Genomic DNA, 16,128 nt, shown 5'->3' with positions numbered 1-16,128 from the left:
CATAATGGAAACATGTCGACACTGGATATTCGCACAATCGCTTTCCCCGACCCTGACATTTTGGCCAAAGTAGATGGACGCATCACCGATCACCAGCAGACAGGAATTGAGTTTGTAGTGTGGTCGGCAGAAAACCCCACGGTAGAAGTGAACCGCGCAGCCATCGACGCGATCATCTTGCCCTACATTGACGCTCAGCCCACCGTTGCCCGGCTGGGGGAGTTGCCAAACCTCAAGCTCGTACAGACGCAGACCACCGGGTATGACCTGGTCGCAGATCTGGTGGGAACGGACACCACAGTGGCGACCGCCTCGGGCGTGCACGCCGCAGCCACAGCGGAACTGGCCGTGGGCCTCGCACTGGCCAGCCTTCGCGGAATCGATACGGCGGTACGCAGCATGGCTTCGAGGTCGTGGAACCATGCGCGTATGCGTTCGTTGGCTGACCGGCGCGTCATGATTCTGGGTGCCGGTGGGATTGGTGAAGCGATCCGCCAGCGTCTGGTCCCGTTTGAAGCGCACATCACGCGCGTGGCTTCGCACGCTCGCACGGATGAGCACGGGCGTATCTACGGGCCGGAAGACCTGCCCAAACTGTTGCCACACACCGAGGTCCTTATTGCGGTCACGCCACTGACCAAGCAGACTGAAAAGCTCATTGACGCGGAATTCCTCAGCCAGCTGCCGGACAACGCGCTGGTGGTGAACGTGGGGCGCGGGAAGGTTGTCGATACTGACGCTTTGGTCGCTGAGCTACGTGCCGGGCGCCTGTCTGCGGCACTCGACGTGGTCGACCCCGAACCCCTGCCACACGAACACCCACTGTGGGGGACCCCAAACACACTCATCACTCCGCACGTGGGAGGGGACACCTCGGCGTTTGAACCCCGCATTGAACAGATGCTCACGGAACAAGTACGCCGAATCATCGCAGGTGAGCCACTCATCAACGTCGTTGAGGGGTAAGGCCCCGGCCTCTTCCATACCACATGGTGATGCGATAAATGAGACGTGTGGCGTGCGGGCTAGACTTCAGGCATGAGTGCTTCAGATAACAAAGTAGACATCAAGCCACGGTCCCGCGACGTCACCGACGGCCTGGAACGAGCCGCCGCGCGAGGCATGTTGCGCGCCGTGGGAATGGGCGACGACGACTGGGATAAGCCCCAGATCGGTGTGGCGAGTTCGTGGAACGAAATCACCCCGTGCAACCTGTCACTGGAACGGTTGGCCGGGTTCGCTAAAGAAGGCGTGCACGCCGGTGGGGGATACCCGCTGGAGTTCGGCACGATTTCGGTGTCCGACGGCATCTCCATGGGGCATGAAGGCATGCACTATTCGCTGGTGTCGCGTGAAATCATCGCCGACTCGGTAGAGACCGTGTTTGGTGCTGAGCGCCTGGACGGTTCAGTGTTGCTGGCCGGATGTGACAAGTCGATTCCCGGCATGCTCATGGCAGCAGCTCGCCTGGGCCTGTCCAGCGTGTTCCTGTACAACGGTTCGATCATGCCGGGTACGGCCAAACTTTCAGACGGAACCGAAAAAGAAGTCACGCTCATCGACGCATTCGAAGCGGTGGGTGCGTGCCGTGCGGGCAAGATGACGGAAGCTGACGTTGACGCGATTGAACGCGCCGTTTGCCCTGGTGAAGGTGCGTGCGGTGGTATGTACACCGCTAACACCATGGCCAGTGCCGCTGAAGCGTTGGGCTTGTCGCTGCCGGGTTCAGCCGCCCCGCCGGCGATCCACCGGAACCGCAACGTGTTTGCGCGTCAGTCCGGTGAGGCCGTTGTGGAGCTTCTGCGCAAGGGCATCACCACGCGCGACATCCTCACACGTGAAGCATTTGAAAACGCAATCTCTGTGGTGATGGCTTTTGGTGGGTCCACCAACGCGGTGCTGCACCTGTTGGCGATCGCTCACGAAGCTGGGGTGGAGCTCACCTTGGATGACTTCAACCGGATCGGTGACAAGGTGCCTCACCTGGGTAACGTGAAGCCGTTTGGTGAGTACGTCATGAACGACGTGTTCAAGATTGGCGGCGTGCCGGTGGTCATGAAGGCCCTGCTGGATGCGGGACTGTTGCACGGTGACGCGCTCACGGTGACTGGGAAGACCGTGGCTGAAAACCTCGAGTCGATCAACCCACCTGACCCGGACGGAAAGATCCTGCGCGCGCTGAACAACCCGATTCACGCCACCGGTGGGTTGGCCGTGTTGAAGGGTTCGCTGGCCCCTGAAGGCGCGGTCGTGAAGTCGGCTGGGTTCGACGCCGAGGTGTTCGAGGGCACCGCTCGCGTGTTCGACCAGGAACAGCCCGCGATGGACGCTGTGCTTAACGGTGAACTCAAGGCTGGCGATGTGATTGTAATCCGTTATGAGGGCCCCAAGGGTGGCCCGGGTATGCGTGAAATGCTGGCGATCACGGGCGCGATCAAGGGTGCAGGGATTGGCAAGGATGTGCTGTTGATTACGGACGGCAGGTTCTCGGGCGGGTCCACTGGGCTGTGCATTGGGCACGTGGCTCCCGAGGCGGTCGACGGCGGCCCTATCGCTCTGGTTGAGGATGGGGACACGATCCGCGTTGACATCGCCGCGCGCACGATCGAACTTGACGTGAGCGAAGAGGAGCTGGCCGAGCGGAAGAAGTCGTGGGTGATTCCGGAAAACCCACGCCTGCACGGTGTGCTGGGCAAGTACGCCAAGCTGGTGCAGTCGGCATCCACCGGCGCGGTGACGTGCTGATCTAGGTTACGGTAACGAATGGCGCAGGCATTGCCTGCGCCTTTCGTGTGTGCGTTGTACCGCCCCCGAGGTCTTAGCAACCGCCCGCTCACCTGCAGTTTCGCTGTGGTGAACTCTTTTTTCGCCATGTGAGAAAGCCTGCGCGCCGAACATTTACTCTGTAAGGTATGACGTCAATCACTCAGGGTTGTTAGGAGTACGATGACGTTCACCACTGTTTACCCGGCTCGGATGGTTCGAACCATGGACCCCGCGTGCCCCACGGCAGAAGCAGTTGCGGTACGCGACGGGCTTGTTCGCGCTGTAGGAACTGTCCAAGAGCTGATGGAGTACCCGGACGCACAGCTAGACGACCGCTACTCAGACGCCGTGATTCTTCCCGGCTTCGTCGAAGCGCACGGACACGCAGGAACAGGCACAGTGTGGGACAGTGTGTACGTCGGCTACTTAGACCGCACGGACCCAGACGGAAAGTTCTGGCCCGGATGCACAACAGTTGACGACATTGTGAACCGTCTGCGTGAGGCGCTACGCGACCATGACCCCAACCGTCCACTCACCGCGTGGGGACTCGACCCTATCTTTTTCCCCGACACCCCAATAACTGCAGCGGAACTCGACCGCGCCTCGGCCCACACCCCCATCTGTATCTCCCACACCAGCGGGCACGCGTACGCGGTAAACACGATTGCGCTGAAGAAATGTGGCGTCGACGCGTCCACCACCGTCGAAGGTGTCATGAAAGACAGCTCCGGGAACCCCACGGGAGAACTGCATGAGTTCGCCGCAATGGGCCTGGTCGCAAGCCTGACAGAAGGCGGTGGGGTGCTGTCGGTGAGCCCACGGGCGATCAAACAGTACGCTCAAAACGGAGTGAACGTGGGCGCTACAACGCTCACTGACTTGGGCTCACAAAGGCTCATGGACGATGGTGTGGCGATCTACACCGACACGGTCGACGAAGATTTCCCCGTGCGCCTTAACGTGTTCCACTTTGGGGCAGGAGTGGGGCCGGTGTCCCACTCACTTCCCGAAGCTGCCGCCCGAATCGTTGAACTACGCGAACAGTCAACAGACCGTCTGCAGTTCGGCAACATCAAACTCATGCTCGATGGCACGTTGCAGGGACTCACCGCACGCGTTTTAGAACCCGGGTACTACAGAACCGACGAAAACGGTATGTGGAACGTGACGCCACAGGAATACCTTGAAGCGTTCGAAACGTTCCACAAAGCCGGGCTGCTCATCCACGTGCACTGCAACGGAGACCAAGCGACGCAGTTGTTCATCGACACCCTGCAGACGGTGCTGGAACGTCACCCGCGCCCAGACCACCGGCACACCGTTACTCACTCACAGATGACACGCCCCGCCCAGTATCGTCGCCTCAAGGCCCTGGGTGCGTGCGCCAATGTGTTTGCCAACCACATTTGGGCGTGGGGTGACCAGCACCTCGACGTCACCGTGGGGCCAGACCGTGCCCGTCGCAACAACGCATCGGCAACCGCGCTGCGGATCGGGGTGCCCATCAGCATTCATTCGGACACTCCGGTGACACCACTGGGGCCGTTGAGCACCGCGAAGCACGCTGTAACCCGGTTGACCCAATCGGGCCGCGTCATGGGAGAGCACGAACGCATCAGTGTTCAAGAAGCACTTGAAGCAATCACGATCGGTGCTGCTTACATGCTCAAAATCGACGATAAAGTGGGATCAATTGAGGGCGGAAAGTTCGCAGACTTCGCGATCCTTGACGAAGACCCGCTTGAAGTAGAACCGGAACGTCTGCCCGATATTTACGTTCGCGGAACCGTGGTTGGCGGGAAACACTACACAAGCCTGATTGCCCCACCAGCAACGCGCTCATGACCCACACGCCGTTACAGACAGCACGGCTGATCGTCCTCGGGGGCTACCTCGGAGCGGGTAAAACGACGCTGTTGAATGCCCTCCTTCGAGATGGCCGGCTGGGACGAACCGCCGTGGTCGTCAACGACTTCGGCAGCGTCAACATTGACGCGGACCTCATCGAAGCAGTCGACGACGACGTCATGCAACTGACCAACGGGTGCATCTGTTGCCAGATCAGCACTGACATGATCGACACGATGGCGGTGCTGGCCCGCATGAACCGCTTTGACACCGTGCTGTGTGAAGTCAGCGGGGTCGGGCAGCCGGAGCGCATGCGCAGGTGGGGCGACTTCCCGGGCTTCCACTCCGGACCCGTGGTGATCGTCGCGAACGTGACGGCCATTCCTCGGCTGGTGTGGGACCAATACGTGTCTGATGTGGTCACTCAGCAGCTTGGCACCGCGGACATCGTGGTGTTGAGCGGTGGGACGGTTGCCCCGGGTGCGGTTCGGCGTCAGGCGGCCGAGGTGTCAGCGAAGTTCGCGTCGAAAGCCCCGGTTCTCGAATGGACAGTTGGGGAGACACTGCCGGATTGGTTTATCCAGGCGTTAGTGAATGAAGAGGCCGCAGCGTCTGCCAGTGAACGTGCGGAAGGTTCACTGGCAGTTACGGTTGCCGAACACAACGTCGCCCATGCCACGGTGACGGTACGCCTGCCCACGGTGACATCCGCAGCGCACTTTGCTGACACACTCACCTCCCTGGCACCTGCACTCGCCAGAGCAAAAGGACACGTGCGTGACACCGCCGGGAACCTTCACTCCGTCCAACTTGCCAACAGACAAGTGACACACACAGAAGTCCCGGGGAACACCTCGGCGGGGGAGGGCTACACAGAGTTCGTTCTCATCGCAGCCGAACCGGGCGCAATGGCAGCCCTGCGGCGAGCAGTCGAAACCATTGCCCAGTCACTGAACGTGACGGTTGAGAGTTTGGGCGCCAGTTTTTCTGCACAACCCGAAACTACTAAGAGCAAGGAGACGTTATGAAAATGGGAATCAGATGGCCGGACAGTGCACGGAAGTGGGTGTGCTTTGGCCTTGTGGTTGGCGTCATTGTGATAGGCGTGTGGCCGGTTATTCCACTGTTTAACTCCGACACAATCATCTTTGGAATGCCAGTTCTGATGGTGTGGTCTGTAGCGATTGTCATTCTGACGACTGCGGTGATGGCTGTGTGCAACCTGATCATGAAAGGTGAAAAAGAATGATCCAGCACATTCCTTTTATCATCACTGCAGCGTACTTGGTGATTGCTGTCGTCATTGGTTTTCGTGCGGGGCGCGGCTATGACATGAACACGACCGAAGCGTGGGGTGCCGGTAGTCGCAGCATGGGGCCAATCGTTGTCTATCTGTTGGTCGCGGCCGGGGGAGTGAGCGCATACACGTTTATGGGTTCACCTGGTTGGGCGCACGACAAGGGTGTCCCAGCGCTCTACGTTGTTGTGTACCTGTCATACATGGCGATCCTTGCGTGGTACTTCGGCCCTAAAGTGTGGGAACTTGGGCGCCGATATGGGCACATTACACAGGCCTCGGCGATTGCTGACCGGTATGAAAGCACCTTTTTGGGTGGTTTGTCTGGTTTTGTTGGATCGATTGGTGGACTGGCCTATGCGGTTCTTCAAACGATTGGTTCGGCGTACATTCTCAATGTGATGAGCTTTGGGCTTATCCCAGTCTGGGCCGGTGTGCTGGTGACGTTGGCCGTCATTTCCATCTACCTGTATCGCAGTGGCCTGCGGGCAATTGGCTTTACCAATGCATTCCAGGGTGCGCTGATGTTTGTTGTGGCATGGCTTGTGGGTATGTGGGCAGTCAACCACTTCACGGGTGGGTTCAGTGCGCGTCCCATTTTCGAGCGTCTACAGGCAGAAGCGCCTGAGTTCCTGACTTTGCCCGGTGCGCTGGGAGACATGGGTTACGCGTTCTGGACGTCGTCGATCTTGATTTCGTTCTTCTCGATTTGGCAGTCGCACTGGATTTCGTGGATGGGTGCTAAATCTGGGGTTGGGCTGAAGAAAGCAGTCACGTATTTGCCCCTGTACTACTTGGTCTTGATTCCTATGATCTTTGTGGGATTCATCGGGATTTTTGAATATCCAGACATTGCGAAATCGGACCAAGTTGCGATCACAATGGCAGTTGACAACATGCCTGTTGTTTTGGCGGGGCTGTTGGGCGCGGGAACGCTGGCTGCGTCCATGTCTTCGAGTGAGCCCAACATTCACGCTACTGCGCTGACGTACAGTAAGGACATTCTTCAGCCAATGTTTAAGCTGTCGGACAAGACGGCAGGGAAACTGTCACGCTGGCTCATCTTCCCGATTATGGGTCTGATCATCGCCCCTATTTCTATTGCTGAACCAGCGAGCCTTGTTTACATCCTTCTCATTGGGTACGGCTTTATTGCACAGCTGTTCCCGTTGCTTGCAGGGATTTTCTTCTGGCCGCGGGCAACTAAGGTTGGAGCGATTGCCGGGCTGTCGGCAGGGTTTGTGGTGACCGTGGTGTTTTCGTTCTTCATTGTGCACCCGTTCGGTATCCACGCAGGAATCTGGGGTCTTGGAGTCAACGTCCTGTTCCTGGTTGTCGGTTCACTGTTGACCAAACCTGCGTCCGAGGCCACGCTCAAGCGGTTCTATGACCTCACACCTGAAAAGCCAGTCGCAGGAGAAACTGGAACTTTGTGAGAAGTGCTGAAGTAGGTTTCCGGTAGCGAAAGGCGCAGGCAATGCCTGCGCCTTTTCGTGTGTTCGCGTTGCGCCGCCGCCGAGGTCGTCGCCACTCCACCTACCGCAACAGCGAACCGAGGAAGTCGTCGTTCTTGCCCTCCGCCTGAACGTCGTCGTACTGGGGCAAAGTCGCACTGGTGTCCATGGGCTGGTGTGGGCCACCCGGGTAGTCCTTACCGAACAACTGGAACGTCCGCTGCCTCACAGAGTCAAACCCGAACCGCGCAATCTCGGCCATGGGCAATGACAACGGACTTGGGTCCCACGAACCATTAGCTGAAATCCGGTCAAACGCCACAATCCGATTACGAATCTCGCCAATCCGCCCACTGTACGCATCGATCTCATGCCCAGTGCCGTGCGAATACGTAAACAGGCCCACAAACGCCTTCGCGTCGATGACCGTACGCGCCAGCGCCTTCGTCGACCCCAACTCCAACGTGTGAGCCGGCTGGCGCACCAGTTCTTTTCCTGTTTTCTCAGCAACCCGCTGAATCAGTGGTTCGGTCAACGGTGGATCCACTCGCGTAATGTCGCGCAGGCGCACAGCGTCAAAACCCTGCGCCTGCAACTGCCGGTTCACGGTCGCCACGAGCACCCACTTGTCGAAACCTGCCACCACGCCAACCAGCGGCCACATTTCAACGCCTTCACGGGTGATTTGTACAAGGGTTCCGTTGGTTTGTGACTCTTCTAAACGCGCCTGAATTTTCGTTAGTCGCATATCGTCCCCTCGCCTTGTACGCTCACTCCCATTCTAGTCCGTTCACCCGCCCGCTATTCCGGGCTCGTCTTCCCGTGAACGGGAATAGCGCGAATGACCTTACACGGGTTTCCCGCCGCAAAACTATACGCAGGAATATCTCGAGTGACGACACTTCCCGCACCAATCACACAACCTTCACCTATGGTCACCCCGCCGCAAATAACGACGTTGGCCGCAATCCAACAGTCGCGTTCAATCGTGACCGGCTTGGCGTACTCCAGCGTGTAGGAAGAACCGTCCGCACGCTTCCGGGCATTGCGCTCGCTGGGCACAAGCGGGTGCATGGGCGTTGCGATCGTGACGTTAGGGCCAATAAACGCGTTATCACCAATACTGACCGGGCACACATCAAGACACGTGAAGTTGAAATTCACCTCGCATAGCTGACCAAACACCGTGTTGCACCCGTAGTCAAAGTAGATCGGCGCCTGCAGGGCCGGAATCACGGAAGCAGAAGGCAGTAGTTCTTCGAGAATTTCGCGCTGCGCCTCAGGCTCGTCTTCATCGGTCAAGTTGTATTTCCTGGCCAACTTCCGAGCCTTAACCCGAAGCGCAGCCAGCTCCGGATCAGACGAGTCATACATCTCACCAGCGAGCATCTTATCTAGTTCCGACATCCCTCTCCTCGCGCTTATCTATTCGGCGTCAGTGCTCCCACCAGCCTGACGCGCCAACCTGACAACCACCTCGGCGTGGGAGGTATGCGGAAACATGTCCAAAAACCGCGCCTGTTCAATCCTGTACCCGGGCATTTTTGCAAGATCAGCCGCCAAGGTGCGCGGATTGCAACTCGAATAGATCACGTGCGGAATCCCGGACTGCTCGACCCACCCGGCCATGTCCTCGCCCATCCCGCGCCGAGGTGGATTCACAATCAACACGTCCGGCACCTGTGTCTGTTGGCGGGACCACTGGGCGGCATCGGCACAGATGAAGTTCAGCCCGAGGTCGTTCTCACCTGCCACCTCCCGCGCGGACTCGACCGCGGCGGGGGCCACCTCGACACCCGTGACCTGCCGACCCGGCCCTGCGACGTGCAAAGCGAAACCTCCCACCCCACAAAACAGATCCCACACCCTGAGGTCACGGCCGTGGGACGTGGCGGGAGCCTGGGCTTTGGAAACCCACTCACGCACCTGCTCATACAGACCAGACGCCACCACAGTATTTGTCTGCACAAACGACTGCGGCCGAACCTTCAACTGCACCCGCCCCTGTGTCACCGGCAACCACTGCGGGCCGTGCAACGCGATCTCTTCGTCACCCTCGATGATCGCCGTGTGAACAGGGTTGATGTTCGCGCTCACCGAAAACACCTCGACCCCTTCACAGGCATCCATAAACGCGGGCAAGTGTTCCTGAATGCGCGGCAGGGCAGACTGTGACGCCAACACGAACCGCACCATCACTCGGTTGTCATCACCTGCCGTGACGATCACGTGCTTGAGCTGACCCTTGCGTTTGCGCACGTTGTACGGCGGGACCTGCGCGCGCTTGATGAGCCAGGGGAGTGTGCGAATCACGGTGTGGATCGACTCGGGGTACAAGGGGCAGTCGGTGAGGTCGATTCCCGCCCCGTCGTCGTCCAAGATGCCCAACGTGGGGTGCTCGGTGGTTCCCGCGACCACCATCTTGACCTTGATGCGGAAACCGGACTCCGGGCCCACAACCGGGGGCAGCCAGGTTTGTTCCGGTGTCTCCGTTTCCCCTGTTGCCCAAAACGGTGCCAACAGTTCAGCGACCTCGGCCTGTTGCGACTCCACACGCGTACTCATAGGCGTAGGAAGAAGCGTGCAGGAGCGGCACAAGCCGGCGTCAAAATACGAACAATCCACGCCTCCCACTTTCTCACATCTCACACCTTGGTCCTTATGTGTCAATGTTTGACACCGCACGGTGGGTGCCCCATACACTAAGTGATATGAACAACATTGTCGTCCTTATTAGCAAGCGCGCGGAGTTACTCCAAGCGTTCTAACAAGGACGAACCCGCGCGCCCCTTCCGGAAAACGGTAAGGGGCGTTTTTATTGGTCAGACGACCACCCAGACTAAGGAGCTATCTTGGCCACAACGCAACCGGCACCGGCCTCGGCCACCAGGGCCCACCCGGTACCAAAACGAACCTCGCCAGAGAATCTCACGGGCGCACAAGCCGTCATTCGCAGCCTCGAGCTCCTTGGTGTCGACACGGTATTCGGCCTCCCCGGCGGTACGATACTTCCCACCTACGACCCACTGCTGGACTCCAAAACCATCAACCACGTCCTGGTGCGCCACGAGCAAGGTGCCGGACACGCAGCGGAAGGTTACGCCTCTGCGACGGGACGTGTGGGCGTGTGCATGGCGACCTCGGGGCCCGGGGCAACCAACCTGGTCACCGCGTTAGCCGACGCACACATGGACTCCGTGCCAATCCTGGCCATCACGGGGCAGCAGTCCTCAGCCCTGCTGGGAACCGACGCGTTCCAAGAAGCCGACATTGTGGGTATGACCATGCCCATCACCAAACACAGCTTCCTGGTCACCCGCGCAGAAGACATCCCGCACGCGATCCAGTCGGCCTATCATATCGCATCAACCGGACGCCCCGGCCCGGTTCTGGTGGACATCACCAAAGACGCCCAGAACGCCGTCGCCGAATTCGTGTGGCCCGACGCCCCCAACCTGCCCGGCTACCGGCCCACCACCCGGCCACACGCCAAGCAGATCAAGGAAGCGATCAAGCTGATCGAACAGTCCGCGCGACCTGTGTTCTACGTGGGTGGCGGAGTGATCCGCGCCGAAGCCAGCCCGCAGCTGAAAGAACTGGCCGAAGCCACTCGAATCCCCGTTGCCACCACCCTGATGGCACGCGGCGCATTCCCCGACTCCCACCCGCTGCACGTGGGAATGCCCGGTATGCACGGCTCCGTGAGCGCGGTGACGGCGTTCCAAAAGTCAGACCTGCTGATCGCCGTGGGCGCTCGGTTCGACGACCGCGTCACCGGCAACCTGGAATCCTTCGCCCCAAACGCAAAGGTCATCCACATCGACATTGACCCGGCTGAAATTGGGAAGAACCGCGCGGTGGACGTGCCCATCGTGGGGGACGCCGCCGAGGTGCTCGCCCAGTTGACGGCCGAACTCACCGCCTCGAAGTCGGCAGCTTTGGACAACGACCGAGGTGCGTGGTGGTCGCAACTGAACACGTGGAAGAGCACTTACCCGCTTGGATTTGAGCCCAACGATCAAGGACTGTGCGACCCGCAGTACGTGATCGAGAGGATTTCGGCCTTGACCGGGCCGGAAGGAACCTACGTCGCAGGTGTTGGACAGCACCAGATGTGGGCCAGCCAGTTTGTCACCTTCGACCGGCCCAACTCGTGGCTCAACTCCGGTGGCCTGGGAACCATGGGGTACTCCGTGCCTGCCGCCATGGGGGCGAAAGTGGGGCAACCCGAACGCACCGTGTGGGCAATCGACGGTGACGGATGCTTCCAGATGACCAACCAGGAACTGGCCACCTGCGCGCTGAACAACATCCCTATCAAGGTCGCAGTAATTAACAACTCGTCCTTGGGGATGGTGCGCCAGTGGCAGACCCTGTTCTACGACGGTAGGTACTCCCACTCAGACCTCAACACCGGTCACGAATCCGTACGCATCCCTGACTTTGTGAAACTCAGCGAAGCCTACGGGTGCTTGGGGCTGCGCGTTGACCGAAACGAAGACGTAGACGCAGCCATTGCGACTGCGCTTGAAACCAACGACCGTCCCGTAGTGATTGACTTCACCGTTCCGGCTGACGCCATGGTGTGGCCCATGGTCCCTGCCGGTGTGAGCAACGACCAGATCCAGTACGCCCGCGACATGCAACCAGACTTTGACGACCCCATGGAGGAGTTGTGACAGTGAGCCGCCATACCCTTTCGGTTCTGATTGAAAACAAACCCGGTGCGCTCACGCGCTTCACCGGGTTGCTAGCCCGTCGCGGTTTCAACATTGATTCCCTGGCAGTGGGAACAACAGAAATTGAAGAGATTTCCCGTATCACGGTCGTGGTTGACGTCCGCGATACGCCCCTTGAACAAGTGACGAAACAGCTCAACAAGCTGATCAACGTCATCAAGATCGTGGAGCTGGCGCCTGAGCAATCCGTCAGGCGCGCTCACGTGATCTTCAAGGTCAAGGCTGATCCACAAGCGCGCGCGCACATCGCCAGCACATGCGAACTGTTCCGCGCCCACATCATCGATGTGTCAGCTGACGCAGTGTGCGTTGAAGCAACGGGCGAACAGTCCAAGCTTGACGCGCTGCGACGGGTGCTCGAACCGTTTGGAATCAGAGAAATCGTGCAATCAGGAACCGTGGCAATCGGACGTGGAGGCAAGTCCATTTCGGACAAGGCCCTGCGGAACTAAACCAACCTCATATACTCAAAAACACACGCACAAAAACAAGGAGAAGCAATGGTAGAGCGTTATTACGACGACAATGCAGACCTGTCAGTTATCCAGGGTAAGAAAGTTGCCGTAGTTGGATTCGGAAGCCAGGGCCACGCACACGCACTGAGCCTTCGTGACTCAGGCGTTGACGTTCGTATTGGTCTAGCTGAAGGTTCAAAGAGCCGCGACAAGGCTGCCGCACAGGGCTTCGAAGTGGGAACCCCAGGAGAGGTTGCAGACTGGGCTGACGTCGTCGTCATCCTTGCTCCCGACCAGGTTCAGGCCGACATCTACGAAAACGAAATCAAGGACAAGCTTTCCGCTGGCAAGACCCTGGTGTTCAGCCACGGTTTCAACATTCGCTTTGGCTACATCCAGGCTCCTGAAGGAGTGGACGTCATCATGGTTGCGCCTAAGGGTCCCGGCCACATTGTGCGCCGCGAATTTGTTGACGGCCGAGGTGTCCCCGTGCTTGTCGCTGTCGAAAAGGACGAAACCGGAAGCGCATGGGACACCGTTCTGTCCTACGCCAAGGCCATTGGTGGTCTGCGCGCAGGTGGAATCAAGACCACGTTCACAGAAGAAACCGAAACCGACCTGTTCGGTGAACAGGCCGTACTGTGCGGTGGTGTTTCGCACCTGGTTCAGGCCGGTTTTGAAACCCTGACCGAAGCTGGCTACCAGCCCGAGATCGCGTACTTCGAGGTTCTGCACGAACTCAAGCTCATCGTTGACCTCATGGTTGAAGGTGGAATCGCTAAGCAGCGCTGGTCCTGCTCTGACACCGCAGAATACGGTGACTACGTGTCCGGTCCACGTGTCATCACCCCAGAAGTGAAGGCTTCCATGAAGGCTGTTCTGGACGACATTCAGAACGGTTCGTTTGCCAAGCGCTTCATGGACGACCAGAAGAACGGCGCAAAGGAATTCAACGAACTGCGCGCTAAGGAAGAACAGCACCCAATCGAGGCCACCGGCCGCGAACTGCGCAAAATGTTCGCATGGCTCAAGGACTCCGACGACGACTACACCGAAGGCACCGCTGCACGCTAACCCGTAGCGCTTGCCCTTGCGGCGCATGTGGCCCCCAGCTCACCTTGAGCTGAGGGCCACAGTTGTTTTGCGGGGCCCGGGAGGGGCCGGGAGGTGCTGCCACCTCGGCGGCGGTTGACCTTGCGTTACATCACGACTTCGATGAGGTACGGGCCTTGCGCGTCCAGACCTGCGCGGAAGGCGGTTGCGAGGTCGTCCATGTTGTCAACGGCCTGGCCATCCACGCCCATCGATTTGGCCAATGACACCCAGTCGATTGTGGGGTTGGTGAGGTCCATGAGGGCTTCGGCGCGCGGGCCACCAAAATCGGCGCCCACATTGCGCATTTCGTCGCGCAGGATCTGGTACTTGCGGTTCGAGAAGATCACCACCACGATGTCCAGTCCCTCACGCGCATAGGTCCACAGCGACTGTGGCATGTACATGCCGGAGCCGTCGGACTCCAGACAGATCACCTTGCGGTCCGGGCAGGCCACCGCCGCGCCGGCTGCTGTGGGGAGCGCGTAACCAATAGACCCGCCGGTTCCCAGCATGTAGTCGTGCGGTTGGGCGGTGGCTGCGGTGGAGAAGAACGTGAAGCCGGTGGTGATGCTTTCGTCGATCACGATGCCGTTTTCCGGGATCATGTTGGCCAGCAGGTCGCCCAGCTTTTCCTTGGTGATGGAGCCGGTGGGTAGGTCGGGCAGGTCCAGCGCCGAGGTCGTCGCCTCTTTCGCACTGTCTGCGCCTACCGCTGTGACCAGGGCCTCAAGTGAAGCCGTGAGATCGTGGCGTGGCTGGGCGAGTTCCACCACGTGCATGGCTGGGGGAGTGAGCGCGCTGGGGCGGTTGGGGTAGGCGAAGAACCCGACTGGGGCCTTCGAGCCAACCAGGACCAGCAGGTCGTAGTCCTTGAGGAAGTCAACGGCTGCAGGGGTGGCGTACGGGACGCGCTTGACTGGCACACGGCCAGCACCCTGGGTGACGCGAGCGACCATGTTGGGGCACAGCAGGTCAGCTCCGGTTGCTTCTGCGATCAGGCCCGCGCTGCGCAGTGGGACCTCGCGCAGGGCGTTCTTGCCTAGGAGAATTGCCGGGTTCTTGGCTTTCTTGAGGGCAGCTGCTGCGCCTTCGATGATGTCGTCAGCAGGGATTCCGGCGGCGGGCACGAATGCCTTTTCTGGTTCTTGCTGGTTCTCCACCGGGTTCCACGCGGAGTCGGCCGGGAGGATGAGCGAGGCGATCTGGCCAGGGTTGGTCAGTGACGCGGCGATCGCTGCGGCCGTGTCGTGGGAGACGGAGTCGGCGTTCGCGGTGGTCCGTACCCAGTGGCTGAACGGGCGTGCGGCACCTTCGACGTCCGAGGTGAGCGGGGCGTCGTACTGGCGGTGGTAGATCGCGTGGTCACCAATGACGTTGACGATGGGGGACTGTGCGCGGATCGCGTTGTGCAGGTTGGACAGTCCGTTTGCCAGGCCAGGGCCCAGGTGCAGGAGCGTTGCAGCCGGGGTGTCCTTCATGCGTGCGTAACCGTCAGCGGCTCCCGTAACTACGCCTTCGAACAGGCCCAAGATGCAGTTGATTTCCGGGGTGTCATCGAGTGCTGCAACGAAGTGCATTTCCGAGGTACCCGGGTTGGCAAACACCGTGTCGACACCGTTGGCGAGCAGGGTTTGCGTCAGGCTGTGCGCACCGTTCATGGTTCTCCTTGTCTCAATAGATATGGGGCAAAAGTGGAGTGTGTCACATCAGAGAGTACGGCCTGTTCGGGTGCCAAGTAAATTCCGTAGCCACGAATCGAGCAGATCGCTTCCAAGGTCAGTAAGTTCCGGGCCAAGTTGGCCGAACTGAACCGCGTTAATCAGGCCAATGAGTGACGTCCACGCTAGCACCGCACCCGTGGCGCGCTCAGGCGACATTTCCGCGCCCAGGTCCGTGGCGCCTCGGGCGAGTTCTTCTATAAGAGCGGGTGAGGCAGGTTCCGTCCCGAGGTCGAAGTGGGCAACCGTGTGAACGAACAAGGTGAGGACCCGGGTGCCGGGTTCGGTGGTGGACTCTGCGGGAGCGGCGTAGTTGGGGACCGGCGTGCCGTACATCAGGGCCCACAGTTGCGGGTGTCGTTGCGCCCATTCGAGTAGCGCGTGGGTGAGTGCGTGAAGGCGCGCATGGGGTGTTGTGGCGGTGTGTGTCGCTTTCTCGACGTGGTCTGCTACGCGGTTGAAAGATTCGACGAGGAGGACGGTGAGGAGTTCGTCGCGGTTTTTCACGTGCCGGTACAGCGCAGATGGGGCGACGCCCATGGATCGCGCGACTTCGCGGAGTGATAGTCCTGCGTGCCCATGCTTCTCAAGAAGTCGTGTGCCGTGCGTGATGATGCCCTTGCGCATCTGGGCGCGTGACTCTGCGTGAGGCTTTCGAGTGGTCATGTACACAGTGTGGCAAAGGTTGAGACGATTTGTATGTGAACGGTGTTCACAATTGTGGATGGATGAGGTAGGTTAATTATGTGAACG

Annotated in this window: 14 protein-coding genes; 9 read left to right on the top strand and 5 right to left on the bottom strand. The window is 59.6% G+C overall.

The genetic code is table 11. The features are described 5' to 3' along the window. Positions 1 to 12: 12 nt before the first annotated feature. From HMPREF0183_RS00635 to HMPREF0183_RS00610, 6 genes are all read left to right on the top strand, one after another. Positions 13 to 966, top strand: a complete 954-nt coding sequence (locus tag HMPREF0183_RS00635) for a 2-hydroxyacid dehydrogenase (RefSeq protein WP_005881662.1) — start codon at positions 13 to 15, stop codon at positions 964 to 966. A 72-nt stretch (positions 967 to 1,038) separates the two neighbouring features. Further along, positions 1,039 to 2,745: a dihydroxy-acid dehydratase gene (ilvD, locus tag HMPREF0183_RS00630; protein ID WP_005881660.1), complete on the top strand. Its 1,707-nt coding sequence runs from the start codon at positions 1,039 to 1,041 to the stop codon at positions 2,743 to 2,745. 201 nt (positions 2,746 to 2,946) lie between these two features. Continuing rightward, the gene (locus HMPREF0183_RS00625) at positions 2,947 to 4,614 is read left to right on the top strand and encodes an amidohydrolase (RefSeq protein WP_005881658.1); all 1,668 of its coding nucleotides are present in this window, start codon (positions 2,947 to 2,949) and stop codon (positions 4,612 to 4,614) included. Further along, the gene (locus HMPREF0183_RS11925) at positions 4,611 to 5,645 is read left to right on the top strand and encodes a CobW family GTP-binding protein (RefSeq protein WP_005881656.1); all 1,035 of its coding nucleotides are present in this window, start codon (positions 4,611 to 4,613) and stop codon (positions 5,643 to 5,645) included. The genes HMPREF0183_RS00625 and HMPREF0183_RS11925 overlap by 4 nt, the downstream gene beginning before the upstream one ends. Continuing rightward, positions 5,642 to 5,866: a DUF3311 domain-containing protein gene (locus HMPREF0183_RS00615; RefSeq protein ID WP_005881654.1), complete on the top strand. Its 225-nt coding sequence runs from the start codon at positions 5,642 to 5,644 to the stop codon at positions 5,864 to 5,866. The genes HMPREF0183_RS11925 and HMPREF0183_RS00615 overlap by 4 nt, the downstream gene beginning before the upstream one ends. Further along, positions 5,863 to 7,350: a sodium:solute symporter family protein gene (locus tag HMPREF0183_RS00610; RefSeq protein ID WP_005881652.1), complete on the top strand. Its 1,488-nt coding sequence runs from the start codon at positions 5,863 to 5,865 to the stop codon at positions 7,348 to 7,350. Before HMPREF0183_RS00615 ends, HMPREF0183_RS00610 begins: the two co-directional genes overlap by 4 nt. A 100-nt stretch (positions 7,351 to 7,450) precedes the next feature. Here the strand turns inward: HMPREF0183_RS00610 and HMPREF0183_RS00605 are convergent, their stop codons facing one another. The 3 genes from HMPREF0183_RS00605 to HMPREF0183_RS00595 are packed head-to-tail and all read right to left on the bottom strand — an operon-like array spanning position 7,451 to position 9,933. Then, positions 7,451 to 8,116, bottom strand: a complete 666-nt coding sequence (locus HMPREF0183_RS00605; protein ID WP_005881650.1) for a hypothetical protein — start codon at positions 8,114 to 8,116, stop codon at positions 7,451 to 7,453. A 53-nt stretch (positions 8,117 to 8,169) separates the two neighbouring features. After that, on the bottom strand, positions 8,170 to 8,775 hold the full coding sequence (locus HMPREF0183_RS00600; protein WP_005881648.1) for a sugar O-acetyltransferase: 606 nt from the start codon (positions 8,773 to 8,775) through the stop codon (positions 8,170 to 8,172). A gap of 18 nt (positions 8,776 to 8,793) precedes the next feature. Beyond that, entirely contained in the window at positions 8,794 to 9,933 is a 1,140-nt protein-coding gene (locus HMPREF0183_RS00595; RefSeq protein WP_005881646.1) for a methyltransferase domain-containing protein, read from the bottom strand. A gap of 287 nt (positions 9,934 to 10,220) precedes the next feature. Here HMPREF0183_RS00595 and HMPREF0183_RS00590 point away from each other — a divergent pair, with 287 nt between their 5' ends. The 3 genes from HMPREF0183_RS00590 to ilvC are packed head-to-tail and all read left to right on the top strand — an operon-like array spanning position 10,221 to position 13,636. Next, on the top strand, positions 10,221 to 12,047 hold the full coding sequence (locus tag HMPREF0183_RS00590; protein WP_005881645.1) for an acetolactate synthase large subunit: 1,827 nt from the start codon (positions 10,221 to 10,223) through the stop codon (positions 12,045 to 12,047). Positions 12,048 to 12,049: 2 nt separating this feature from the next. Beyond that, positions 12,050 to 12,559, top strand: coding sequence for an acetolactate synthase small subunit (gene ilvN / locus HMPREF0183_RS00585; RefSeq protein ID WP_040347551.1), 510 nt, complete (start codon positions 12,050 to 12,052; stop codon positions 12,557 to 12,559). A 48-nt stretch (positions 12,560 to 12,607) separates the two neighbouring features. Then, entirely contained in the window at positions 12,608 to 13,636 is a 1,029-nt protein-coding gene (gene ilvC / locus HMPREF0183_RS00580; protein WP_005881642.1) for a ketol-acid reductoisomerase, read from the top strand. Positions 13,637 to 13,761: 125 nt separating this feature from the next. Here ilvC and HMPREF0183_RS00575 read toward each other — a convergent pair whose 3' ends face one another. Further along, positions 13,762 to 15,315, bottom strand: coding sequence for an acetolactate synthase large subunit (locus HMPREF0183_RS00575; RefSeq protein ID WP_005881639.1), 1,554 nt, complete (start codon positions 15,313 to 15,315; stop codon positions 13,762 to 13,764). Between the two features lie 48 nt (positions 15,316 to 15,363). Beyond that, positions 15,364 to 16,041, bottom strand: coding sequence for a TetR/AcrR family transcriptional regulator (locus HMPREF0183_RS00570; RefSeq protein WP_005881638.1), 678 nt, complete (start codon positions 16,039 to 16,041; stop codon positions 15,364 to 15,366). Positions 16,042 to 16,128: the final 87 nt, after the last annotated feature.

It is taken from the genome of Brevibacterium mcbrellneri ATCC 49030, from assembly GCF_000178455.1.
Classification (GTDB): Bacteria; Actinomycetota; Actinomycetes; order Actinomycetales; family Brevibacteriaceae; genus Brevibacterium; species Brevibacterium mcbrellneri.
The sequence above is the reverse complement of the archived record's forward strand: the minus strand, read 5'-3'. Positions and strand labels throughout refer to the sequence as shown.